At 39.1% G+C, this 24,944-nt stretch carries 24 protein-coding genes and 1 other annotated feature; of the genes, 13 read left to right on the forward strand and 11 right to left on the reverse strand.

All coding sequences use genetic code 11. The annotated features are described in order from the left end of the window. Positions 1 to 2: 2 nt before the first annotated feature. From FEZ33_RS02685 to FEZ33_RS02725, 9 genes are all read left to right on the forward strand, one after another. Complete coding sequence (locus FEZ33_RS02685; RefSeq protein ID WP_138403852.1) at positions 3 to 842, forward strand: ABC transporter permease; 840 nt, start codon at positions 3 to 5, stop codon at positions 840 to 842. After that, on the forward strand, positions 835 to 1,614 hold the full coding sequence (locus FEZ33_RS02690) for an ABC transporter permease (protein WP_138403853.1): 780 nt from the start codon (positions 835 to 837) through the stop codon (positions 1,612 to 1,614). Before FEZ33_RS02685 ends, FEZ33_RS02690 begins: the two co-directional genes overlap by 8 nt. A gap of 19 nt (positions 1,615 to 1,633) precedes the next feature. Beyond that, positions 1,634 to 2,674: an ABC transporter ATP-binding protein gene (locus tag FEZ33_RS02695; RefSeq protein WP_138403854.1), complete on the forward strand. Its 1,041-nt coding sequence runs from the start codon at positions 1,634 to 1,636 to the stop codon at positions 2,672 to 2,674. A 25-nt stretch (positions 2,675 to 2,699) separates the two neighbouring features. After that, positions 2,700 to 3,767: an ABC transporter substrate-binding protein gene (locus FEZ33_RS02700; RefSeq protein WP_138403855.1), complete on the forward strand. Its 1,068-nt coding sequence runs from the start codon at positions 2,700 to 2,702 to the stop codon at positions 3,765 to 3,767. A gap of 90 nt (positions 3,768 to 3,857) precedes the next feature. Next, positions 3,858 to 5,561 carry an adenine deaminase C-terminal domain-containing protein gene (locus FEZ33_RS02705; protein ID WP_138403856.1) on the forward strand — a complete coding sequence of 568 codons (1,704 nt, stop codon included), beginning with the start codon at positions 3,858 to 3,860 and terminating at the stop codon, positions 5,559 to 5,561. Positions 5,562 to 5,563: 2 nt separating this feature from the next. After that, positions 5,564 to 6,886: an amidohydrolase gene (locus FEZ33_RS02710; protein WP_138403857.1), complete on the forward strand. Its 1,323-nt coding sequence runs from the start codon at positions 5,564 to 5,566 to the stop codon at positions 6,884 to 6,886. Between the two features lie 111 nt (positions 6,887 to 6,997). Further along, positions 6,998 to 7,411, forward strand: coding sequence for an Rrf2 family transcriptional regulator (locus FEZ33_RS02715; RefSeq protein ID WP_138403858.1), 414 nt, complete (start codon positions 6,998 to 7,000; stop codon positions 7,409 to 7,411). Between the two features lie 68 nt (positions 7,412 to 7,479). After that, positions 7,480 to 8,382, forward strand: a complete 903-nt coding sequence (locus FEZ33_RS02720) for an NAD(P)/FAD-dependent oxidoreductase (RefSeq protein ID WP_138403859.1) — start codon at positions 7,480 to 7,482, stop codon at positions 8,380 to 8,382. Between the two features lie 12 nt (positions 8,383 to 8,394). Then, a complete protein-coding gene (locus FEZ33_RS02725) occupies positions 8,395 to 8,961 on the forward strand; it encodes a class I SAM-dependent DNA methyltransferase (RefSeq protein WP_138403860.1) in 567 nt (188 codons plus the stop codon). A gap of 216 nt (positions 8,962 to 9,177) precedes the next feature. On the opposite strand, the gene FEZ33_RS02730 is transcribed toward FEZ33_RS02725, so the two are convergent. Next, positions 9,178 to 9,435 carry a hypothetical protein gene (locus tag FEZ33_RS02730; protein WP_138403861.1) on the reverse strand — a complete coding sequence of 86 codons (258 nt, stop codon included), beginning with the start codon at positions 9,433 to 9,435 and terminating at the stop codon, positions 9,178 to 9,180. Positions 9,436 to 9,735: 300 nt separating this feature from the next. On the opposite strand from FEZ33_RS02730, the gene FEZ33_RS02735 reads away from it, so the two are divergent. After that, positions 9,736 to 10,632, forward strand: a complete 897-nt coding sequence (locus tag FEZ33_RS02735; protein ID WP_138403862.1) for a mechanosensitive ion channel family protein — start codon at positions 9,736 to 9,738, stop codon at positions 10,630 to 10,632. 32 nt (positions 10,633 to 10,664) lie between these two features. Here FEZ33_RS02735 and FEZ33_RS02740 read toward each other — a convergent pair whose 3' ends face one another. Together FEZ33_RS02740 and FEZ33_RS02745 are read right to left on the reverse strand one after the other, a co-directional pair. After that, positions 10,665 to 11,306, reverse strand: coding sequence for a YczE/YyaS/YitT family protein (locus FEZ33_RS02740; RefSeq protein WP_138403863.1), 642 nt, complete (start codon positions 11,304 to 11,306; stop codon positions 10,665 to 10,667). Between the two features lie 190 nt (positions 11,307 to 11,496). Next, the gene (locus FEZ33_RS02745) at positions 11,497 to 11,946 is read right to left on the reverse strand and encodes a universal stress protein (protein WP_138403864.1); all 450 of its coding nucleotides are present in this window, start codon (positions 11,944 to 11,946) and stop codon (positions 11,497 to 11,499) included. A gap of 205 nt (positions 11,947 to 12,151) precedes the next feature. Between FEZ33_RS02745 and FEZ33_RS02750 the strand changes: the two genes are divergently transcribed. Beyond that, positions 12,152 to 12,805, forward strand: coding sequence for a hypothetical protein (locus FEZ33_RS02750; RefSeq protein ID WP_138403865.1), 654 nt, complete (start codon positions 12,152 to 12,154; stop codon positions 12,803 to 12,805). A gap of 84 nt (positions 12,806 to 12,889) precedes the next feature. Here FEZ33_RS02750 and FEZ33_RS02755 read toward each other — a convergent pair whose 3' ends face one another. The 5 genes from FEZ33_RS02755 to FEZ33_RS02775 form a co-directional block, all read right to left on the reverse strand. Continuing rightward, positions 12,890 to 14,365 carry a flavocytochrome c gene (locus FEZ33_RS02755; RefSeq protein ID WP_138403911.1) on the reverse strand — a complete coding sequence of 492 codons (1,476 nt, stop codon included), beginning with the start codon at positions 14,363 to 14,365 and terminating at the stop codon, positions 12,890 to 12,892. Between the two features lie 241 nt (positions 14,366 to 14,606). Next, positions 14,607 to 15,968: a DUF5808 domain-containing protein gene (locus FEZ33_RS02760; protein WP_138403866.1), complete on the reverse strand. Its 1,362-nt coding sequence runs from the start codon at positions 15,966 to 15,968 to the stop codon at positions 14,607 to 14,609. Next, positions 15,965 to 16,348: a GntR family transcriptional regulator gene (locus FEZ33_RS02765; RefSeq protein ID WP_138403867.1), complete on the reverse strand. Its 384-nt coding sequence runs from the start codon at positions 16,346 to 16,348 to the stop codon at positions 15,965 to 15,967. The genes FEZ33_RS02760 and FEZ33_RS02765 overlap by 4 nt, the downstream gene beginning before the upstream one ends. 123 nt (positions 16,349 to 16,471) lie before the next feature. After that, positions 16,472 to 17,230: a sulfite exporter TauE/SafE family protein gene (locus FEZ33_RS02770; protein ID WP_138403868.1), complete on the reverse strand. Its 759-nt coding sequence runs from the start codon at positions 17,228 to 17,230 to the stop codon at positions 16,472 to 16,474. A gap of 128 nt (positions 17,231 to 17,358) precedes the next feature. Continuing rightward, positions 17,359 to 18,807, reverse strand: a complete 1,449-nt coding sequence (locus FEZ33_RS02775) for a 6-phospho-beta-glucosidase (protein WP_138403869.1) — start codon at positions 18,805 to 18,807, stop codon at positions 17,359 to 17,361. A 151-nt stretch (positions 18,808 to 18,958) separates the two neighbouring features. On the opposite strand from FEZ33_RS02775, the gene FEZ33_RS02780 reads away from it, so the two are divergent. Continuing rightward, entirely contained in the window at positions 18,959 to 19,678 is a 720-nt protein-coding gene (locus FEZ33_RS02780; protein WP_138403870.1) for a GntR family transcriptional regulator, read from the forward strand. A gap of 54 nt (positions 19,679 to 19,732) precedes the next feature. On the opposite strand, the gene FEZ33_RS02785 is transcribed toward FEZ33_RS02780, so the two are convergent. Next, positions 19,733 to 20,413, reverse strand: a complete 681-nt coding sequence (locus tag FEZ33_RS02785) for a methionine ABC transporter permease (RefSeq protein ID WP_425328878.1) — start codon at positions 20,411 to 20,413, stop codon at positions 19,733 to 19,735. Between the two features lie 55 nt (positions 20,414 to 20,468). After that, a complete protein-coding gene (locus FEZ33_RS02790; protein ID WP_138403872.1) occupies positions 20,469 to 21,530 on the reverse strand; it encodes a methionine ABC transporter ATP-binding protein in 1,062 nt (353 codons plus the stop codon). A gap of 46 nt (positions 21,531 to 21,576) precedes the next feature. Beyond that, positions 21,577 to 21,836, reverse strand: a binding site (T-box leader). 220 nt (positions 21,837 to 22,056) lie between these two features. On the opposite strand from FEZ33_RS02790, the gene FEZ33_RS02795 reads away from it, so the two are divergent. After that, positions 22,057 to 23,229: an aminotransferase class I/II-fold pyridoxal phosphate-dependent enzyme gene (locus FEZ33_RS02795; protein ID WP_138403873.1), complete on the forward strand. Its 1,173-nt coding sequence runs from the start codon at positions 22,057 to 22,059 to the stop codon at positions 23,227 to 23,229. Positions 23,230 to 23,505: 276 nt separating this feature from the next. Here FEZ33_RS02795 and FEZ33_RS02800 read toward each other — a convergent pair whose 3' ends face one another. Further along, positions 23,506 to 24,801, reverse strand: coding sequence for an SLC13 family permease (locus tag FEZ33_RS02800; protein WP_138403874.1), 1,296 nt, complete (start codon positions 24,799 to 24,801; stop codon positions 23,506 to 23,508). Positions 24,802 to 24,944 lie beyond the last annotated feature (143 nt).

The following is a 24,944-nucleotide window of genomic DNA, read 5'->3' on the forward strand; positions in this document are numbered from 1 at the left end:
TTTTGTCTTCTAAACACATCCCGTACATTGTGATTACACCGGGATTCATATTGTTAGTTGTCTTTCTAGTCATACCTTTGTTATCCATTATTTGGCCGACATTTTATGATGGCGCTTTTACCTTTGAATCCTATGCGTCATTTTTCTCAAGTAGTTTCAATTTGAGTATTCTATGGCGGACCGTTAAGCTTTCTTTAATCGTCACCTTATTCACAATTATCTTAGGTTTGCCAACGGCTTATTACATCTCCCGCACAGGCAAGAAGTGGCGTTCGCTCTTGATGGGCTTCGTTCTCTTTCCATTATTAACGAATTCTGTTGTGAGAAGTTTTGCTTGGATTAATATTTTAGGTACGAATGGGATTGTGAATCAATTCTTACTGAATACTGGGCTGATCTCGCAACCATTGAAGTTATTGTACACAGAGTTTGCGATTGTGATTGGTTCAATCTATCTTTTCTTGCCATTAATGATTACGACTTTAGTGGGGATTTTAGAGAACATTGATACTGAAATGATTGAAGCAGCTGAGACACTGGGAGCGAATCCGCTTGTTGCCTTCGTTAAAGTAATCTGGCCCTTAAGTATTCCTGGTGTCATTGTGGGAAGTATCTTAGTGTTCACTGGGACCTTTACCGCTTATACGACGCCACAATTACTAGGTGGGAATCAGAATATGATGATGTCTACTTTCCTCTATCAACAAGCAATGTCTTTAGGCAACTGGCAAAGTGCTGGCGTGATTGCTTTGATTATGATTGTCACAACGATGCTTGTCATGAATGTCTTTAATGCCATTGCGAATATGGTTGACCGTAGAGGAGGCGATCTTAATGCGTAAACAATTTGGCTTGAAACTCTTTGTCATTCCTGTTTTTCTATTTCTATTTATTCCCTTATTCATTATCATTGTGACCTCTTTTGGTGAGAAGCCAACGATTCAATTCCCTATTGAAGGGTTTACCCTTGATTGGTATGCGAATGTCTTTACAACGGGTGGCTTTCTGACGAGTTTTTGGTTGAGCTTGCGTATTTCTTTTCTGGCGACGCTCTTAGCCTTAATTATTGGTGTCCCCGCTGCTTACGCCTTGTCGCGTTATGACTTTTCCGGCCGTAAACGGTTAAAGAGTTTCTTCCTGTCCCCAACGATTATTCCTGGTGTTGTGGTTGGTTTTGCGCTTTTCCAATTTATTGTGATTCGGATGCAAATTCCAATTTTCATTGGTTTGCTTTTAGGACATTTCTTAATTAGCTTGCCTTACATTATTCGTGTCGTGGGTTCAAGTTTAGAGCAATTAGATATGTCCCTTGAAGAAGCAAGTTGGACTTTAGGTTGTACACGTTTGGAAGCCTTCTTTAAGATCGTTTTACCTAATATTACTTCAGGTATTTACGCTGCTTTTATGTTGGCCTTTATTAATTCATTCAACAACATACCGGTGTCACAATTTTTAACGGGTCCGGGCTTTACAGCCTTACCTACGAACTTAATGGGTTATATCGAATATAACTATGATCCAACAGTTTCGGCATTATCTGTTCTGTTAATGCTACTGACAATTATCTTAATGATTATTATTGAGAAGACTTTAGGTCTCGCTTCAATATCTTAATAAGGAGGTCGCCAATACAATGGCTTTTGTTAATTTGAATGACATTCGCGTCAGTTATGACGGGAAGACAGATATATTAAAAGATTTAAACCTCTCCATCGAAAACGGAGAACTTGTGTCACTGCTCGGTCCATCGGGTTGTGGAAAGACAACAACCTTGCGTGTCATTGCTGGATTAATTAATCCTAATGATGGGCAGTTTACAGTGGATAACGAAGATTTGACTGCTACACCCGTACATAAACGCCAATTCGGAATGGTCTTCCAGTCTTACGCCCTGTTCCCGCATTTAACGATTTTTGAAAATGTGGCCTTCGGTTTAAAAATGCAAAAAGTAGACAAACAGACGATTAAAGAAAAAGTCACTGCCATGCTTGAAGTGACTGGCTTAGCTGACTTTACTGACCGTTACCCTAAACAGTTATCTGGTGGGCAAAGACAACGGGTTGCCTTAGCTCGCGCTTTAGTTATTGAGCCGAAGTTATTATTACTAGATGAGCCTTTAAGTAACTTAGACGCTAAATTACGTGTCTCTATGCGTATGGAAATCAAACGAATTCAAAGACAATTAGGTATTACAACTGTCTTTGTTACCCATGATCAAGAAGAGTGTTTCTCAATCTCAGATAAAGTAGCTGTTATGAACAACGGAGTCATTGAACAATACGCAACACCTGAGGAGATTTATCATTATCCTAAAACAGAGTTTGTTGCTCGTTTTATTGGCTTTGAGAATTTTATTAATCTTACGAAACAAGCAAGCGGCGCTTATATTACTGATAACGGGACAGCGATTCATACAACTCAAGCGGACTTAGACCGTGCAGAAGTGAAGGCGACGATTCGCCCAGATGATATTCAAATCATTGCCCAAGTAATTTCAGAAGAGAATACAATTGTTGGTAAGATCTTAGTTCGGACATTCTTAGGTAAAAGTTACCAATACGAAGTGGAGACTCCGGTTGGTAAGTTAATTGTCAATGATGACTCACAAACTCTGTATCAAAGTGGCGATCAAGTTACTCTTTATCTAACACCGGAAAAATTAATTTTGGTTTAAAAACATTCTTAAAGGAGAATATATAATGAAACTTTTTAAAACATCTGTATTAGCTTTAACATCAGTTATGGTCCTTGCGGCTTGTGGTAATTCAGACACGGCTTCTACTTCAGACACAGCCTCTGCTCAAGAAAATGGTGAATTAATTGTCTCGACGTTTGCGATTTCAGAAGATGTGATTCAATCTGACGTCTTTGCTCCATTTACTGAAGCAGAAGGCATTAATATTACGCACGAAGTTGGGAATTCAAGCGAACGCTTTACAAAATTACAAAACAACCCACACTCAACCATTGACGTCATTGAACTATCTCAAAACAACGCAGCTTCAGGGGTTGCTGAAGGAATGTTTGAGCCTTTAGACGAAGAAAAAGTACCGAATTTAGCTTTATTAGTAGACGGTGCCCAAGATGCTGTGGATTCAGCTGGAGCGCCTTATACAATGAATAGTATCGGAATTATCTACAATGAAGAAGCGGCTGGCATGACTATCGATGAGTGGTCTGATTTATGGGATCCTGCTTTAGAAGGTAAGATTTCGATTCCAGATATTACAACAACGTTTGGTCCAGCGATGTTACACGTTGCAAGTGATCACGCAGGTGTTGATATTACAACTGATAATGGTGAAGCGGCTTTCCAAGCTTTAGCTGACTTAAAACCAAACATTACAAAAACTTATACAAAATCATCTGACTTAGCGAACCTTTTCCAATCAGGTGAAATTGTTGCAGCCGTTGTCGGTGACTTTGCTTACCCAATTATTTCTGAAGCAAACCCAGATGTGCAATACATTGTCCCTGAATCTGGAACTTACGCAAACTTTAATACTTTAAACGTCGTTGCTTCTTCAGAAAATAAAGAAGCGGCTTATGCTTTCATTAACTGGAAACTTAGTGAAGAATTACAAACACAAACAGCCAGCTCATTAAACGAAGCTCCAACAAATGCGGACGTTGAATTAGATGAAGAAACTGCCGCAAACAAAACTTACGGTGACGTTGCTCAACGTGCAAAAGCCATTGACTTTACTTTTGTTAACGAGAACTTAGACGAGTGGATTAATACTTGGAATGAATTGATGAACCAATAGTCTTTAGCTTACTTTTGAAAAGATGAAATTTCGGGGAGTCACCTGAAGTTTCATCTTTTTCTCTCATTGTTCTTGAAAGGATTGAATAAATTGATTGATTTACTCATTGAAAATGGGCAAGTATTTAATGCCTTCTTAAAATGCTTTGAAAGAAAAAATATCGCGATTATTAACGACCGTTTCTACTATATTAAAGAGACTGATTTGCGTTATTTAAATCCGAAAGAGATTGTGGATGCCTCGGATAAATTTATTGTTCCAGGTTTGATTGATATTCACATGCATATTGAAAGCTCGATGATTCCCCCTTCGACATTCTCAGGAGCTGCACTGTCTCATGGCGTGACCACGGTGGTTGCAGACTCTCATGAGATTGCGAACGTCTTTGGCATTGAAGGTATCTATGCGTTTATGGCACAAGACACGGTAATGGATATCTTCTACGCGATTCCTTCATCGGTTCCGTCGACGGTTCCCGAACGCGAAACAACTGGTGGAATGATCGGTGTCGCTGAAGTGACGGAGTTGTTGGAACATCCAAAAGTAGTTGCTTTAGGCGAAGCTATGAACTTTAAAGGTATTACCTCTGAACCAGATTCACTGATTCGAAATATTCTACGGACAGTACAGACAAACAAACCTTTCATGCCTCTCGAAGGCCATATTCCTCGCGTTGAAGGTGAGGACTTAGCTAAGTTTATGTATGCCGGTTTAAACGCCGACCATACCCACCAATCCCCTGAATCGATTCTAGAAAAGATTGGGAGCGGGATATTTATTGAGTTGCAAAAGAAATCACTAACAAAAGAGAATATTGCGGTAATTAATGAACATCAGCTCTTTGAACATGTCGCTTTAATTACTGATGATATTATGCCTGATGACTTGTTAGAGGGACATTTGAACGCCAACTTACGTCTTGGTATTCAGGAAGGCTTAGACCCGGTCGATGCCATTTATATGAGTACATACACGCCGGCGCGCCGGATGGGCTTTCAAGACCGTGGTGCCATTGCGAGTGGGTTAAAAGCGGACTTTATTCTGTTGAATGATTTGGATACTTTCGAGATTGACTGCGTTTATAAAGATGGCCGTTTAGTTCATCGAGCCGGTGATGCCTTGGATTTTGATCAAGAGGCTTTAGACTTTCCAAGCCACTTCTATTCGTCTGTTAACTGTGCTGAACTCACCCTCGATGATTTACGAATTCCGGTGCGTGAAGATGTGTCTGAAGTGATGTGTACTGTGATTCAAATTCAATCTGTCGGGACCTTTACCGAACATGTGAAGCGAACGGTTAAAGTGAAGAATGGCTATTTGGATTGGGTAGCTAGCGGCTTGTCATTAATTATTGTTCAAGAACGATATGGGAAAAATAGACAAGTTGGTTATGGGCTCGTAGAAGGCGCATTGAGTGACAAAGGTGCTGTCGCAACGACTTGGGCACATGATCATCATAATTTAATGGTCATGGGAACATCAAGTGAAGATATCTTACAGGCGCAACGCGAAGTTTTACGTCTGAATGGGGCTTATGTTGTTGCGCAAGGCGGAGAAGTTGTCGCAACTTGTCCTCTGCCGATTGGTGGAATCATAAGCGATAAAGCATTACCTGAGATTGGTCGCGATTTAAAAGCGGTGCGCCAGGCCATGATTCATTTAGGATATGACAATACAAATGAAATTATGTCTTTTTCTACGCTATCTCTTCCAGTGTCGCCTCAAATTAAAATCACAGACTTTGGTATGATGGATGTACATACACATCAACTGATTCCATTAATGGGGGATTAAGCATGAAAACATTAATCAAAAACATTCATTTAATTACCTTGGACGCACAATTTACACAATTCGAAGACGCCTTTTTAACGATTGACGGTACGCAAATTGTGGGCTTTGGCGACGCTAGTCAAGCTCCTTCTGAGACGGATTTCGATACAGTGATTGACGGAAATGGTGCCATAGCTATGCCAGGTATGGTGAATACCCACACGCATGTAGGAATGATTCCTTTTAGATCGCTTGGAGACGACACTCCCGACCGGTTAACGCGCTTCTTATTTCCTTTAGAACATGAATGCATGACGAAGGAATTAGCCTACCACAGTGCTAAATATGCCATTGCAGAAATGCAACTTGCTGGAGTGACAACTTTTTTTGATATGTATTATTTTGAAGAAGAGATTGCAGTAGCAACAGATGAAATGCATGCTCGCGCGATATTGGGCGAATCTGTCATCGATAAAAGTCCGGACAGTGAGATTGAATTTGGTGGCTTAGCTTATAGCGAAGATTTTATTCCACGTTGGTTAAATCACGACCGCATTACCCCTGCGGTTGCGCCCCACGCGCCTTATACCAATACGGATGAGTCGCTCATTGCTGCGAGTGAATTGGCTCGCAAATATAATATTCCTTTCTCCATTCACCTGAGTGAAATGACTTTTGAGATGGATAAATACCGTGAAGAGTATGGTCAAACACCCGTTGAATATTTAAGTCAGCTCGGCGTATTGGATGAGAAAACCTTGGCTGCTCATTGTATATTCGTGACTGATTCAGATATTGCTTTAATGAAAGAAAAGCAAGTTTCAGTCGCGCATTGTATCGGTGCGAATACGAAATCAGCTAAAGGCGTGGCTCCACTCTCTTCAATGTTGGAGGCGGGTTTAGCTGTCGGTTTGGGAACGGATGGTCCTAGTAGTGGAAACACGCTTGATTTATTCACGCAAATGCGGATGGTAGCGAATTTTCATAAGACGCATACAGGAAACCGTGCTGCCTTCCCTGCACGAGAGATTGTTCACTTAGCAACTCTAGGAGGAGCTGAAGCAATTGGGATGGCAGACTCAATCGGATCGATTGAAGTTGGGAAAAAAGCTGATATTGTTTTAGTTGAAACTGATTCGGTGAATATGTTCCCGGTTTTCGATGTTTACAGTGCTTTGGTTTACTCTGCGAATGCTTCAAATGTGAGTCATGTCTTTGTTGATGGGAATTTAGTTGTGGAAGATAAGAAACTAGTCTTGGCTTCTATTTCTGATTTGCGCGAGAATTTAGCTAAGGAAATGACTTATTTCACTAAAAAAGCGTTGGAATTTAGTGAGGATTTATAATTTGGCAGGGACTATTTTTATAGTTCCTGTTATTTTTTTCTTGCTTTTGTCTTTTATTTCCTTTATATTTAATTCCAGACAAATTGAGTCTTTAATTAAGGAGGCCATGTTATGAAATATTCAAAAGCAACGAATTACGCCCTGCATTCGATGGTTCATTTAGCTATGGAGTCGGATCGTGAAGCGGTTCGGGTTGAGGATTTGGCTAGTCGCCAACATCTGTCGTCGAGCTATTTGTCTAAGATTTTGACTAAATTATCTAAAGCCGGGCTCATTACGTCAACGCCTGGGGTTAATGGCGGCTACCAATTACTTGGATCACCTGATTCATGTTCATTTTTAGATATTATTCAAGCGGTCGAGGGACAGGAAGCCATGTTAAATTGTACGATGACTCATGAAAGTACGCATCATCACGAATGCTTAATTGAAAATGCGATTTCTGAGGCTGAAGTTAAGATGCAGGAAGTTTTGGCGCAGAAGACAATCGGAGACATTTTAAAAGAAGTGCACGCAAGACATTAGCATTAGGCTAATGTTGGAGTAATTCTGGACATTAAAGGTCTTTAATAGATTTAATAGGAGGAGAAAATATGATTGATGTATTAGTTATTGGTGGTGGCCCTGCTGGAATGGGAGCGGCTTTAGTTGCGGGACGAGGTCGCATGGAAGTTGTGTTGATTGACGATGAGAAGCCGAGAAACGCGGTCACTCAAGAATCCCACGCCTTTCTAACTCGGGATGGGATCACACCTGAAGACTTTAGATTGGCAGGTCGAAGCGACTTGCTTAAATACCCAAATATCTCAGTTAAACCAGGTAGAGTTAAGTCCATTGAGCGAAAAGAAGACGAGACTTTCGAAGTAACGACCGACGCTGGTGAATTCATCCGCACTAAGAATATCGTCTTAGCCACTGGTTTATCAGAGACGCTCCCTAAAGTGGAAGATATTGAGAAATATTACGGACGCAGTTTATTCTCTTGTCCTTTCTGCGACGGTTGGGAAATGAAGGAACAACCACTTGTCCTGATCGCAGAGACTAGCCAAGCCTTGCATGTGGTTCAATTATTAACCAACTGGACTGATGACTTAGTTGTTGCTACTAATGGATTGGTGGTCTTTGATTCAGAACAAAAAGCACTCTTAGAGCGAAATAACATTCGACTTATCGAAGATACGATTCGTGAATTAAAGGGCTCTGACGGGCAACTTGAGAGTGTCCATTTTGAAGGTGGTGAGATTCTTGAGCGTACGGGAGGTTTTATTACGACAGAATTAAAACACCCGATGCCATTTATTGAGCAACTGGATCTGGAAGTGAGTGAAGCTGGCTTTGTTGTGACGAATATGATGGGACAGACAAATATCCCAGGCATCTATGCTGCTGGTGAAATTACGGGTCCTTCTCAGCTCATCGTCTCTGCCAGTCAAGGTCATATGGCCGGTATTGGTATTATCGCCCAAGCAAGTCAAGCGAATTTTAATCGCATTTAAGGAGAGAATTGAATGAATCATATACACAAATTTAACCAACTAGCATCGCACTACGACTCATCAAATAATATTAAAATGGCTGAGCTCGCAACTGAAGCCATCCGCCCTTTTCTAAATGATGAGCGCTCGGAAAAAGTGGTCGACTTAGGCTGCGGAACCGGCTTAGTCGGCTTGGAATTACTTGAGGACGTGGATTCAATGTTATTTGTGGACGGGTCTGAGAAAATGCTGGAACAAGTCGAGTTGAAACTTGCTGAGAAATCCGCACACAATGCATCGGTTCGCTTGATGGATTTTGAAAAAGGTATTCAACTTCCCGAAAAAGTCGATACGATAATTATGTCACTCGTCTTGCACCACATTCCGAATTACCAAGCATTGTTAGCGTCGCTACTTGAGCAGTTGAATGAAGACGGCCAATTATTACTGATTGAAATGGGTAAAAATGGCCATGGACACGGCTTTGACATGAATCAGTTGGCTGAAGAAGTTCAGGCAGCAGGCTTTGGGAATGTAGAAGCAGATATGTTCTTTGAAAATCAAGAAAGCTCGCGCTTTTTATTGCGCGCGACTAAATAATAGATGAAATCCACCTCAAATTGATGATTTGAGGTGGTTTTTTTGGTTTTCGGGGCGTCGTGTGGTGGCACGACGCTCCGTATTTTCGTTTGCGGTACGTCGTGAGTGAGCTCGACACTACGCATTTGAATTTGCGGTACGTCGTGGGCGATCACGACACTACGAAAACGGATTTTCGGTCCATCGCGCTGAGTCACGATGAACCGCAAGACCATTTTATCCTATAATATAGATACTTACTGCTGATATAATACAGAAAACCCCTAGAATAGTCATCGCAATTGATGTGAGGTTCCATTTTTTGTCGTTTTTATAATAAATTTCCCAGGCAGTATAGAGTTGTGGGATTGAAACAGCAAAAAGTAGTAGTGAAGTGAAGATATGCCTTGATATGAGGTCATTCATTTGTGCAATAAATGCTCCAATGATGATAACAGCACTGATACCTCGTGTAATTGAATTTAGATTGTTCACTTGTCTCACCTCTTTGCTTTCATTCTAACATAAACTGAAAATAATGAGGTGAGACACTGTGAACACTTACTTACGCGTCTAATTTGAAATGCTTATTAAATTTAACCTATAATGAATGTAAGGCAAACATAATTAAGTTGGCTTTGCAGAGCGTCGTGCTCACTCACGACTCTACGGAAATTGGTTTGCGGTACATTGTAGTCGAGCACGACGCTACGCATTTTGATTTGCGGTACATCGCGCCACTTCACGACGCGCCGCAAGCCCAATAAATAAACATCTAAGGAAAGGAGCTCGTCTATGACATATATAAGAGATGCGTTCAGGAACATCTTTCGATCCATTGATTTTCAGGCTTTATTAGAGGACGGTCTCTCAACCGTTCTTCGCATTATTTTAACCGTTACGGCTTTATGGCTTGTGCGAATGTTAGTTGAGAAAATTATTACAACTTACTTTGAAAACACAAAGCGCTTTAAGTTTTATAATTTTTCAAGAAACAATACGATTCAACGACTATTGCTGAATATCGTTCTTTATACATTTTACTTCTTCGTTGGTTACAGCGTACTTTCAATACTTGGCATTCCAGTGGGAACTTTAGTTGCTGGAGCTGGGATTGCGAGTTTGGCGGTTGGTTTAGGAGCGAAGGATTTAGTTTCAGATTTGGTGAATGGTTTGTTTATCTTGATTGAACACCAATTTGATGTGGGTGATCACATCGTCATTAACGGTTATGAAGGGCGCATTTACAGTATTGGGGTGCGAACTACGGTGATTCGCGATTATAACGGGATTCATCATTTTATACCCAATGGAAATATTCAAGAATTGTCAAATCTGTCGCGCGAAGCAGTCCGAATTGATTTGGATTTATTGATTCCCACAGATATTAACTTTGCGGCCTATGAAGAGTTACTTAAAGACACTTACCGTCAAGTCATCGAGTCCGATGATCAAATTAATGACACGACGAATTTTATTGGCTTGATGAAAGACAAACACGGACGACTCATCTATAAAATACGGATTTGGGTTAAAGACGCTGATGATGTGGTTGACGTCGAGGGACGTTATTACAAGTTATTCGCCGATGCTTTAAATGAAGCAGGCCATCCAATTCCAATGAGTGAATTGTCACGCATGAATACAATGGTTCAAGTTGAGAAAGAAAATGCAGATGATATATTTTCTTAAAAATAAAAGACGCCTGAGATAGGCGTCCTTTTTTATGCTTTTGCTTCGACTTTATCGGATAGTTTACTTGTGAAACGGTTGGAAAAGAAATCAATCAACGGACCAGCCAGGAAACCAGTGATGAAGGTTGAAACGCCAACTGGACCCCCAAGAATCCACGCAGTAATTACAACAATTATATCTTGAATCATTCTGACAGTTTTGTAACTCGCTGAAACGCGGTCAGTGATGACTGGCGCTATCGCATCATAGGGTGATACCCCAAGATCAGCGTCCATATATAAAGCGACACCGAAAGTAAAGATTAAAATCGCGACCACTGTAATTAAAAGCTGAACGATAAAGGCAAACTGAGTTGGGTCTATGAATGACTCTAACATGCTGATAAAGAATTCAATCATGTAACCAACAAGCACTAAGTTGAAAATTGTCCCCCAGCCAATAATCTTCCGGTCAAAAAACAAAATAATTGCCAAAATCGCAGCATTGACAAATAACTGATAATTCCCCAAAGTAAAGCCAAGTAACTCACTCGCTCCTGTGTTAATCGCAGTGAATGGATCCAAGCCCATATTCATTGTTTGGCTCAATGCGGCCCCAAAACTGATGAGGCTAATACCAATTAAAGACATTAACGCCTTCCATATAAATTCTTTCCCATTTATTGAAAACATATATAACTCCTTAAAATTTAGTTTTATCTCTATTCCTTAAGGTTAATACAATTGGAGGTAAATATGCAACTGATTCGATTATAAGTGCTGTTACAATTCAAAAAAATGCCTACTAAATCTTTAAATCTAGTAGGCATTATTGACTATTTAAATACACTGTTCAGATCCTTTCTCAACATCATGTGTCAATTTATTCACTTTCTTTTGGTCTTACTACTAATACGTCACACGAGGCATGACGAATAACATTTTCCGATACAGAACCCATAAAGAATCTTTCAACGGCACCCATACCTTTCGCACCCATAACAATTAAATCAATATTCTCGCGTTTTGGAATATCTTCAGCAATGACATATTTTGGAGATCCCATCTCAAGGATTGTCTCAACATCTGTTAAGCCACGCCCCATCGCTAAATCCTTCGCATCACTCATCACACGGTCACCTAGGTCTCTTAATGCATCCCTAAAATGAATATCCGAACTTGATGTCGCTTGGATTGCTCGTGTATCTAATACATGTAAAATAAATAGTTTGGCATTATTCCGTTCAGCAATTGCTACGGCTTTATTCAAAGCCAACTCAGCACCTTCAGAACCATCTGTCGCAACTAATATGCGTTGATACTCTTGTAACATTTTACACACCTCCTGTATGTCTTATATATTTATTATAACACATAATGAATGCGCTTACTTTAGAGAAGCTTAATATTTTTATAAAATGGATATTATTTTAGATAGTGACGTGTTTATAGTAAACTTCAGTTAAAAGGAGGAGAGATGTGTCAAAGAATTGTGGCAATTTCAAACTCGAGCGCATTTTAGAAAGAGGGATTCAAATATGAAAAACAACGCACTCAAACGTATTCTAGCGTCCATTCTATTCGCTGCGGTACTATTTGCCGGCTTTCGCTCTGCAGTAACCGCTGAAGAAGCAACTGAAAGTGTTGATACTAGCAACTACGCACCTGGTTTATTCTATTCCTATTATGATCACATAGGAGTAGGCATGGAATTTGCGCCTTTTACATTAACATTAGATTATGAACCCGATGAAGACGGGATTTACCAAGTAAGTCGCGCTAATGCTGGTAATACAGTCTCTTATGTCTATCAGTTGACTGAGGATGGAGTTATCGAATTAGCTTACTATCCAAACTCGTATGAAGGTGAAGACTTCCGTTATCACGAAGACTCCCTAGATGAGCAAGTCGCGACATTCTTCCCAGCCGAGTTAGCAGTTGGAGACACATTCACAAGAGGTTACCGCGATGAACTAGAGTTTACAGTCACGGATATTCTCGCTGAACATGAAGTTGAGGGTGAAACATATCATGATGTCTTAGTGATTGAATCGGTTATGCCAGAAGGTGAGGTACAACGATACTACTACGCCCCTGAAATTGGTGAAATCGCTTCTGAATATATCTTTGATGACGAAGGAAATGCTATTACCACTGCATTGAGTGAATATGGAGAAGTTCCAGTTGAATAATTTGGATGAGTCAATTGCAAATAAACAAGGGGGCTGACAGTTAATCATTGTCGGCCCCCTTGTTAAAGTTTTATAGATCGGATTTTAGTTTACGAATAACGCACTCTGCTCTCCTGCTTGGCGACCAAAGATAATTATATCAGCTATAGCATTTCCGCCAATCCGATTTGATCCGTGAACACCACCACTTGCTTCACCAGCTGCATATAAACCAGTAATTGCTTCATCAGCTTCATTTAATACTTGAGCGTTTGTGTTAATTTTTACCCCGCCCATTGTATGGTGAATTCCTGGCGCAATGTTTATTGCGTAAAAAGGCGCTTCTTCTAATGCAATCTCCATACCAGTTGTTCTTCCAAAGTTATCATCAGTTCCGTTTGCTACACTATCATTCCAAATCGATAGAGTTTGACTCAATACTTCTGGATCCAATTCTATAGTAGTAGCTAATTCCTCAATAGTATCACCAACTTTAACCAAGCCCATTGATTCATACTGATCTATGGCTTTCACTCGCCCTCTTAGTGCTTGGTCGAAAATTACGTAAGCAGATGAATCTGTTTGAGATAAGATTGCTTGTGACACTGCATCACGTGTATCTAATTCATTAAAAAATCTCTCGCCCTCTTTATTAACCAAAATAGCACCTTCACCTCGTACAGCTTCAGTAATTAAATATGAAGTCTCTTGCTCAACTGTTGGGTGAATTTGTATTTGATCCATATCTACTAACTGAGCTCCAACTTCTTGGGCCATTACTAAGCCATCTCCGGTCGCTCCTTCGTGATTCGTCGTAACAAATCCTTCTAAATCCGGATTATTATCTGTAACCATTTCTAAGTTACCGCCAAAACCACCCGTTGCAATAATTACAGCTTTTGCATTCACTTGATGTTCATTACCTTCAATATTAACTTGGACACCAGTAACTGCTCCATCTTCTTCTAGTATTTCAGTGACATTGGCATTTACGAAAGTTGGAATTTCACGTTCAAATACATTTCGTTGTAAGCCGTCCACTAGATAGCCTCCAATTGCTGATCCATCTTCAGGACGATGAGCTCTTGGTACACTCATACCACCTGTAGTGGTAATACTACTTAAAGTGATACCCATAGAGTCTAACCACTCTATTGCTGAAGCAGAATTATCTACTAAATAATGAACTAACTCTTCATCGTTTGTATCGTGTCCGCCTGCCATTGTCTCTTCAAAAAACAATTCATTTGAATCTTCTATACCTTCAGCTTCTTGGAACTTAGATTCAGATGCATTCATTCCAGCTGATGATTTGAGAGTATTTCCACCTAATATTGGCATTTTTTCGAATATGGCCACATTTGATCCAGCATCTTTGGCAGCAATTGCTGCAGCCATTCCTCCTCCACCAGCACCAATAACTATGACATCATATGATTCTGCTAAATCATCTGGGTGTGTAAAGTCTGCTGTGACTTCCGATGCTCCAGTTTCTGCATCTGTTTCGCTATCTTGTGCACTAACGGTCAAACTACCTACTATACTGCTTAATACTAAACACATAATCAATACTGACTTCATTATCTTACAAACGAACTTCATACTTTAACCCCTTTGTGATTTAATACACATATTATACATATTAATGAAAGTCATTTCAATCTGTTGAATAAATAAATTTTATAACTTATGCCGGAATATTTCGGTTTTACGTACTAATGTGTATTTTTTTGATTAAATCTGCAGTCCTTTTCAATTCGAATGCGCATTAAACACATCTAAAAAAATAAACCAAACACCTTTAAGTGCTTGGTTCGTTTTACTACTGATTCATTTCCCATTGTTCTACTAATGCTTGATACACGGCTTCAGTCTCTGCTTGCGTCGTTTGGTTAAAGATCAACCACCCTGGTGACTCCCCGTCACTAAACTGAATATCGATGTGGTAAGGATGACTGTCATAGATGAAGAGTTCTACTGGTCCGTAACCCTCTAAGTTAAAATGACCAAAGCGTTTCTCCATTCCACCAAAACCATTTGTGCGTGAGCCTTCTAACGGATCTTCATTTAATTCAATCGATTCGATTTGGTCATAGGCCACTTCAAGTCCGTACATCGGTGCTTCGACGGCAACCGTATCTGCTTGGATTGAAACATCATATTCTGACAGACTCATCATCAGAACGAGCCCAATAATACCGACGACTAAGATTCCGAGGATCGCCATGATGACCTTTCCAGCTGGAAGAGCGACATTAATTGTCGTACCCATTCCAGATATGCGTTTCGGTACGAATAATCTCGAATCGCTTGGATTATAGTAGGCACCCCATTTATACTGACCTTCTTCTTCAGGCATTTGCCATTCCGCTTGATCAAAAAATGTTGCTTGGAGGTCTTTATTTTTCTGAGTTGTTCGGGCCATTAAAGCAACAATGGCTAGTAAGAACACACCCAATAATAGGATTAGCCACAGATCCGATGGATTAAAGAGAACGAGTGCTGTGAAAGCAATAAAAAAGATATTGACCATTAAACTCATCTCCAAGTAACTCACCGCATTATTTCTTTCAAAATGACGCATGTAAGCTTGGGTCACTTCACTATCTTTGGACACAAACGGCGTCTTACTGCTAATCACCATATCATAAGACAAGGGTATCACGATGAGCGTTAGCGGTACAAGGATTAAAGGCAGAAGGAAACTTCCTGAACTTTGAGCGACCCATGCCATGATTACTGGCACCCAACTCAGTAACCAAATGAGCCATGCCCATTTCTTGCTTGGTGCTGCTTTTCCTTTTTCCCGGGTCACACTGATATCGACCACGCGTTTTTGTGTTTCATATATCCAACCCTTTTCCTGCTTTAAGACCATGAATTTTCTCTGCCAAATCGACACCGGCACATAAGATAAGATAAAATAGCTAAATAATATGAGTATCCACATAAAATCGCGCAAACCTTGGAACAGATCCAAACTCACCAAGAACGACAAACCAATAAAAATAGCTCCTATAATGAGTTGTGTCACTCTAAACTGGCGTTGTAACTTTTTAACTTCATCTTTTTCAGCATGTTCTGGTGCAAAAGACAGGCCAAATATTTTGAAATTTTGGTAACTGACGGCGTAATTCATCATCATTACAAAGACTAGGATTAGAATAATAGTCATTAAAATCATTGATTCTCTCTCCCTTCAATTAAATTTTCTAACATCGACACGACTTTTTCTTTAAGAGCTTGATTATCTTCCGTCTTGGCTAAGCCTTCTGCCAAAGTCACTTCCAGTCGGTTTAAATACTCACTTTCAATCATATCGTCTGGATTCTCTCGCACTTTTGTTCCAACCCGACGGTCCACTACAATAATACCTTCCCGCTTCAAGGTTTGATAAGCCTTGTTCACCGTCATTGGATTGACGCCCAAATCTTGAGCCAGTTGCCTTGCGCTTGGTAAATTTTCTCCGTATTTTAAATCACCGCGGCCGACTCCTAACACAACTTGATCGCGAATTTGTTGGTATATCGGTGTTTCCGCTGATAAATCTATCTCCATTAACATGTTCTCACCCCTTCGATTCACTTCTGTCTATCTTCCTTAGTTGTATTATATCATATAATACACAATATACACTTGTCAATCAAAAAAATAGAACGTTTAATTAAAAACGCCCCATCTAAATGATTAAATCGCTTGGATAAAGTTACCAATATTAACTGCACCTAGAATTAGAATCATAATAAAAATATAAGTTCTAAATTTATCAGTGTCTATTTTGTTGTAAATTTTTCTTCCGATATACATGGCTAAAGCAACGACTGGAACTGAAAAGGCGAAGTAAATAGCCACATCCCAATTCCAAAAGCCACTTAAAGCATGACCAGAAATAACAAATACGCTCGAGATCAAGAAATGAGATTGAACTGTTCCTAGAAACTGACGTGGCGTCCAATCACGGGCCGCAGCATAAAGTACCACTGGAATACCGTTCATATTATAGGCACTCCCTAACATACCGCCTAGAAATCCGAATGGATAAGAGTAATTTGGATTTTCAAATTTTGCTTGTAAGTAATCTCGACGCGCGGGTGAGGCCGTGAGTGAATACATTGAATAAATCACTAAGACACTCCCTAGAATCAAGTTAATCACTGACTGTTCTGCAAAGCGAACTAGGATCAGTCCAACCGGAATCCCGATGATTGTTGCGAGTGTTAATTTCTTAATCACGACTGGATCTTTATCTTTCCAACCTCTTTGAATTGACATCAATGCAGTTGTCATCCCAGTCAGACCAATTAATGACACCGATACTGAAAATGGAATCGGTAGTAGCGCTAATAATGGCATACTTACAACTGAGTCCCCAAAACCAAAGGTTGCACGCATGAGTGAGCCTAAAAAGACCGCTCCAACAACCATTAAAATTAGAGTATAATCCATCAAATAACCTCTTTCACTTATATTTCAACTCTTTGAGTGTAGCATAGACTAAAGGGGGCGTCTATTAAGGAAAGGGGCATTTAGACAACAAAAAGCCCGAACACCCCCCATGTTCGAGCCTTCTTAAATTAAGCTTCTAAATCTTCACCATTTGTTGCGATAACTTTTTTGTACCACTCAAATGAATCTTTTTTCGAACGGTCGAGAGTTCCGTTCCCTTCGTTATCACGGTCAACATAAATCATTCCGTAACGTTTTTTCATTTCACCGGTAGTAAATGAAACTAAGTCAATAATTCCCCAAGGAGTGTAACCCATTAATTCAACGCCATCATAATCGACTGCTTTAATTAACTCTTCGATATGGCCTTTTAAGTAGTTAATACGCTCTGGGTCATGGATGCTGCCGTCTTCTTCAACCGTGTCTATAGCTCCAAAACCATTTTCAACGATGAATAAAGGAACTTGATAACGATCCCACAAGCGATTTAATACATAACGTAAACCAACAGGGTCAATTGTCCAGCCCCAATCACTAGCTGATAAGTAAGGATTGTCAACTTGATAAGGAATCTTACCATGAACGTTTGCTTCCTCATCTTCACCTTGCCCGCTATTAATATCAACCGCATTCGACATGTAGTAACTGAACCCTAGATAATCAACGGTTCCATTAGCTAAAATATCTGCGTCACCGTCTTTCATTGGAATATTCAGGCCTTCACGTTCGAATTCTTTTAGAGCATAATTTGGATAGTAACCATTTACTTGAACATCTGGGAAGAAGTAACGTAGACGCATTGATTCTTCAGCAAGCATCACGTTTTTAGGGTCTGAATTGATTGGATAGATTGGAATATGAGAAACCATTGCGCCAATTTCAAAATCCGGATTAATTTCTTTACCAATCGCAACAGCTTTTGCACTTGCTAAAAGAACATTATGCGCAGTTGTATACATGACTTCTTTAGGATTCTCGCCTTCTTTAACTTGAACCCCGACGTTCGTCCATAAGAAGATTGGATTCGAATAATCCATCATGTTATTAATTTCATTGAAAGTCATCCAATATTTTACTTTATCTTTATAACGGTTAAATACAACTTCAGCGAATCTTACAAAGAAATCAATGACTTTACGGTTTCTAAATCCACCATATTCATGAGCCAAATGCAGTGGCATTTCAAAGTGAGTTAAGGTAATCACCGGTTCGATATCATGCTTTAATAACTCATCGAAAAGATCATCATAAAATTGTAGACCTTCTTCATTCGGTTCTGCTTCGTCACCTTTTGGAAAAATACGCGTCCAGTTAATTGACGTACGGAACGCTTTTAAGCCCATCTCAGCGAATAACGCCACATCCTCTTTATAACGATGATAGAAATCAATCGCTTCGTGGTTTGGATAGTATTTACCGGCTTCAACGGTTTCTGTAATTTCACGCGGTTGTCCGTTCGCACCTGCGGTCATTATATCCGCAACGCTCGGCCCTTTACCACCTGCATTCCAGCCACCCTCTAATTGATGGGCAGCTACTGCCCCGCCCCATAAGAAATCATTTGGTAATTTACTCATAAATATATCCTCCTCATTCTTTGTCAATCTTCATATTTTTAAAATATTGATCAGTACAGGTATAATTTTAATTATACCTGTACACTTTGTCAAGTTAAAGCTTCTATGATATATTAATGAGAACAAACAAACTAAGTAAAGGACTAATAACATGCTTAAATACGAATATATAGCCAAAAAAATAATGAACTTGATTGAAGATAAAGATCTTCGTCAAGGTGACAAGTTACCAAGCTTAGATGAACTTGTGACTCAATTCGAAGTCAGCAAGAATACTGTCATTAAAGCCTTGGATGAGTTAGAAAGCCACGGATTAATTTATCAAGTAAGAGGGAGTGGTATTTTTGTTCGAGGACGTAGACATAAAGGCTATATTAACCTTATGGAGATTCAAGGTTTTGACAGCATGTTGCGCGAATTCGATATAACATCCACTGTCTTAGAGTTAAAAGAAGTCATCCCGTCTGAAACCGTTCAGGCACATCTACAAATCGACGCTGATCAACCAGTTTATTACTTGAAGCGACTCCGTTATATCGAGGGACGCATCTTTTGTATTGAAGAATCTTACTTTGATAAAAATATCGTCATGTATTTGAATGAACAAATCGCAAAAGATTCCGTCTTTAATTACTTAACGAACAATCTAAAACTGCAAATCAGTTTCTTAGACCATTACCTCAGAGTTGGTAAGTTAAACCAACAAAATGCCGTTTACTTAGAATTACAAGAAGGCGACCCAGGTATTCAAGTCGAATCGATCTTTTACTTGGCTAATGGTGTGCCATTTGATTATTCAAAAATCATCTACCATTATGAAGAGTCACAGTTCTTTATTCAAGGAAATAGCTACTACAACTTAATGAACTAAAAAAGAGCAGGCATCTTAGAATTAATGATTCTAAGATGCCTGCTCTCGCTATATTTAATGTTCAGTCTTTCGGATTAACAAGTTAAAGATTAATTGTGTAATAAAAACGATAATTAAGATCAACACAGTTGCGACTAGGATAACGTCCATACGACTACGTTGGTAACCTCTCGCAATAGCCATCGTACCTAATCCACCCCCACCAACAGTTCCGGCCATCGCTGTTAAACCAATGACGTTAATAACGGTTGAGGCACTTACACGTAATAAAGCTGTTAACCCTTCGCGTAAATAAACACGCGTAATAATATCAAAACTTGATGATCCCATGGCTTCAGCAGCTTCAACTACCCCTGGATTAACCTCTAATAAGGCAATCTCAACTTGACGAGCAAAGAATGGAATCGTACTTACAATAATTGGAATTGTTGCAGCTGTTGGTCCAATCGTTGTTCCAACAATCGCTCTTGTTACATTTATTAATAAGGCCAGTAAAATAATAAATGGAATTGATCGGAAGATATTCACCAGTGAATCTAAGACCTTATAAACGACTTTATTCTCTAAAATCCCATTGAAACCAGTCACTGTCATAATAATACCCAGTATCAAACCGATTAAACCACCGATTCCAATAGATACGAGCATCATATAAACTGTTTCCCAAATGGCTTCCACAAATTCTTCTCTTAAATCCCAGGCATATGGAATGTTTGTTTCTAAAAATGTAACAATACCTGACGACACTTCATTCCAACTACTTCCAATTGTTAAGACTAATTCGCTCATGTTATCCCTCCCTCTTCACGTATTCTTTTACTAAATCATTAAATCTTTGTGTGCTGACATCACTATTTTCAAGATGCTCAATCACTTTATCCACATTCTCTGATGTCCCTTCGACTGCGATTAACATATTCCCAATCGGTGTATTTTGTAAAATTTCCACATGTCCGTAAAGGATATTGACGTTTACATCAAATTCGCGTACTAAGTTACTTAAGATGGGTTTCGTTGTTTCATCTCCAACGTAACTCAAGCGAATAATCTCACCATTCTCATCAATGTTTTGAATCATTGGATGCGTGAGGACTAAACCGATTTCTTGGTCAAAGTGCGTGGCTGTATTAATAAATTCTTTTGTTAATGATTTTTGAGGATTTGTGAACATATCAACGATTGAACCTTGTTCTAATACATGCCCGTCTTCCATAACAGCTACGCGGTGACATAGGTCTTTGACTACAGACATCTCATGTGTAATAATCACGATGGTTAAACCTAATTGTTCGTTTAATTTGCGTAATAAATCTAGGATTGACGATGTTGTCTTCGGATCCAAAGCACTTGTTGCCTCATCACATAAAAGAACGTCTGGATCATTCGCTAAGGCACGCGCAATCGCGACACGTTGTTTTTGACCTCCAGATAATTGACTTGGATAATTATCTGTCTTCTCTTCTAAACCAACGAGATCTAATAACTCAGCCACTTTATGAGCGACCTCATCTTTACTTAAGCCACTGCCTTTTAACGGAAAAGCGACATTATCAAAAATTGTACGCGAATCCATTAAGTTAAAATGTTGGAAAATCATTCCAATCTTTTTACGCGCTCCACGTAATTCTTTCTTACTTAATTTTTGCATTTCTTGTCCATTTACCGTAACCGTTCCTTGTGTGGGGGGCTGTAGTAAGTTAATCGTACGTACTAAGGTACTTTTACCTGCCCCACTGTAGCCAACAATTCCGAATATTTCACCGCGATCAACTGTAATATTCACGTCTTTAACCGCCGTGACAACTTTGTCATCATTACTAAAAATAACATCGATATCTTTTAGTTCAATCAATTTTTTATCCTCCTATCTATACAAAAAAAGCACATTCATCTCTTTAAAAAAGGACGAATGTGCATAAAAAGTTCGTGGTACCACCTTAATTCGCCAAACCATTACTAGCCTAGCCTCATACAGTACAAATCTCTAAGAAAATATTTATACTGCGACGATGTTAACGGTTGTTTCCGTTCATTCTTACTTATCTTCAGAATGACCGCTCCATGGCCATGTTCACAAGCTATCTCTTTACTCACTTTCACCATCTGCGAGCTCTCTTTGAAAGATGTCACTTCTTACTTACCATTTCATAGCGTTTAGTATTTTTTTATCTGTGTGTAAGCATATCTAAAAATGAGAATAATGTCAATGCACTTTATGTAATTCTCATAATCAAAAACAGCAAAAACTACAACACTTAAAACGCACACTATCACTTCAATCTTCCTAAATTTTAATAATTATGGTATTATGAGGTTGTTATTAAGATTAAAATCAGATGAGTTTATTCTATACAATGCAATACGTAGGAGGAATATATATGACAAAAAGAAATACAAAAGAAACGTTAAAATCTATTAAACCGAGTCCGATTCGTGCCTTTAATGATAAAATTTCAGGTATCGAAGGCTTAATTAAATTAACCTTAGGTGAACCAGATTTTCCAACACCTCGTTTCATTAAAGATGCAGCAATTCAATCTATCGATAAAAGTTTTAACGGATACAGCCATTCAAAAGGGTTAGCTGAATTACGTGAAACGATTAGCGGTTATTTAAAACGTAAGTACGACCTAGATTACCGTGCTGAAGATCAAATTATTGTAACCGTGGGTGCGACTGAAGCAATCTTCGTTTCACTATATGCATTACTAAACCCTGGTGATAAAGTTGTTACCGCTGCGCCGAACTATGCAGTTTACAAAACTCAAGTAAACTTAGCTGGTGGGGAATTTGTACCGGTAGACGTAACAGAAGATGACTTCATCTTAACGCCAGAACGCTTAGACAAAGTGTTGACTGAAGATAAAGACATTAAAGTCTTACTAATGAACCACCCGTCAAACCCAACAGGACATACTTATACAGCTGAGCAAATCGAAGGCCTTACTGAAGTCGTTAAAAAGCATGATATTTGGGTGATTTCAGATGAAATCTATTCAGAGTTAACTTACAAAGGCAAACACGTCTCAGTAGCTAAATATCTTCCAGAACACACGATTTTAATCAATGGTGCATCTAAATCGCATTCTATGACTGGATGGCGTATGGGGATTGTGGCTGGGCCTGCAGATGTCTTAAAACAAATTTTTGTTATTCATCAAGGTGCAATCAATGCGCCAACAACGCAAGCACAATTTGCTGGACTTGCTGCTTACTCAGAAGAAGGAGACGCAGCCATTGAAGAAATGCGTTTAGAATACAAGATCCGTCGTGATTACTTATTGGGCCGATTCCGCGATATGGGCTTCGATGTCTCAACACCGAACGGTGCCTTCTATCTATTCATCAAAATTCCAGATTGGTTTGAAGGCGACGACATGGACTTCTGTCTTAAAGTTGCTCACGAAGCAAAAGTTGGTCTAGTGCCTGGTCAAGCATTCGGTGAAGCTGGTAAAAACTACTTCCGTCTAAGTTATGCTGCAAATCTAGAAAACCTAGAAACAGCCGTTGACCGTATTGAAGCTTTTGTTGAAGAAAATAAACCTAAATAAGTATAGTGATAATTATCAACACCTCCAAGTGACGCTTGGAGGTGTTCTTTGTATTGGTTAATTAGTGGTTAAGTAGAAGAATTATTATTTATTCTTCCGGTTAAACCGATTAAATGGAAGAATATTTTATTATTGTTCTGGTTAAAGTGATTAAATGGAACAATTCTCGCCTATTCTTCCAGTTACCACCCGAATCTTTAAAAATCTGCAAAGAAAAAACACACAGCGGACTGTGTGTTTTTATTGTTAATGAAAACGGTCTGTTGCTATGTGGTTCTAGAATTGAACGACACCTAAGAGTGTTGCAGCTATTAATGTAATGATACTTGCTGCCCACATAATTGGTAAGTTTGCTTTAATATGCTCACCAATGGTTGTACCAGCCAATGATACCCCAACGTAGTTGGCAGCAACTGTTGGACTGATGTAAGTACCATAAGTACCTGTAATTAAGAACGTTGCAGCAACCGTCGATGCTGAAATTCCAAACGGCTCTACAATTCCGATTACAATTGGAAGTAATGCGAAGTAGAAAGCATCTGTACCAAGAACCATCATTAATGGTACTGAGAATAATGCTAAGAACCAGTGAGTATGTGGTGCGATAAATTCTGGTAATGCGTTAATAATCGTTGTAGCCATTGCTTCAACCATTCCAGAACCTTCAATAACACCAATAAATATACCTACGGCGAATAATGTCATCGTCATAACGATAGCGTTATTACCATATTCTTGAATTTTCTTACCTTGTTCTTTCACTGATCTAAAGTTACCTAAGATTGCGAATGCGTAGGCAACCATGAAGATAAAGTGCATTGGTAAACCAGTATCAATGAATAATAAAGCTAACATATTTAATGTTACAACTAAGTTATAGATATAAAGACCTTTGCTCGTTTTTGGTTCTGAAGTAACATCTCCAGCTAAATCAACAATATTTACATTACCATCGACTGAGCCTTCACGTTTACGACGCGAGTTAATCACAGCGTTAATGATAGCTAATAAGAACATTACAACAACAGCTGGTAAGATGAATGAATAAAGATCTGAAACCTCTATCCCTGCAACAGAAGCTGCACGAATTGTTGGTCCACCCCATGGGATAATGTTCATTGCTGCCATTAATCCAGTCACTGTCCCTAAGAACACGACCGGTTTAACCCCTAATTTATCCATGATTGGTTTGAAAGCTGGAATGGCGATTAAGTATGTTGAAGCCCCACTACCATCCAAGTGAGCTACAGTTGAAACTAGTAAAACCGCGATAAAGATTGCAGTAATTTTGTTACCAACTTTACTAATTACAAAATCTACTAACGGGTCGAATAACCCCTGTTCTGACATTAATGTAAAGAACGAGATCGAGAATAAGAACAGCACTGCTGTATTTAAGATAGATGCTAACCCATCGTTAACATATAAACTTATATCCGCAATACTTGCTCCAGAAACTACCGCTGCGATTAATGGTAAAATGATGAAAGCCATCGGTGGAGACATTTTCTCTCCGATTAAGATATACATCAATATGATTATGAGTATAAAACCTATAATTGCTAAATACATATTTTCCTCCTACATACATATATTATTTTGTGAAACTTCCCCCAAACACTCATTTAGAAACCGTTTACAGTTACATTCTAATATAGTAATCCTATTAAAACAATATGCGCACTGTCTTTTAACTGTTCTTTACATGTATATTA

Source organism: Ruoffia tabacinasalis, from assembly GCF_005864045.1.
GTDB classification, from domain to species: domain Bacteria; phylum Bacillota; class Bacilli; order Lactobacillales; family Aerococcaceae; genus Ruoffia; species Ruoffia tabacinasalis.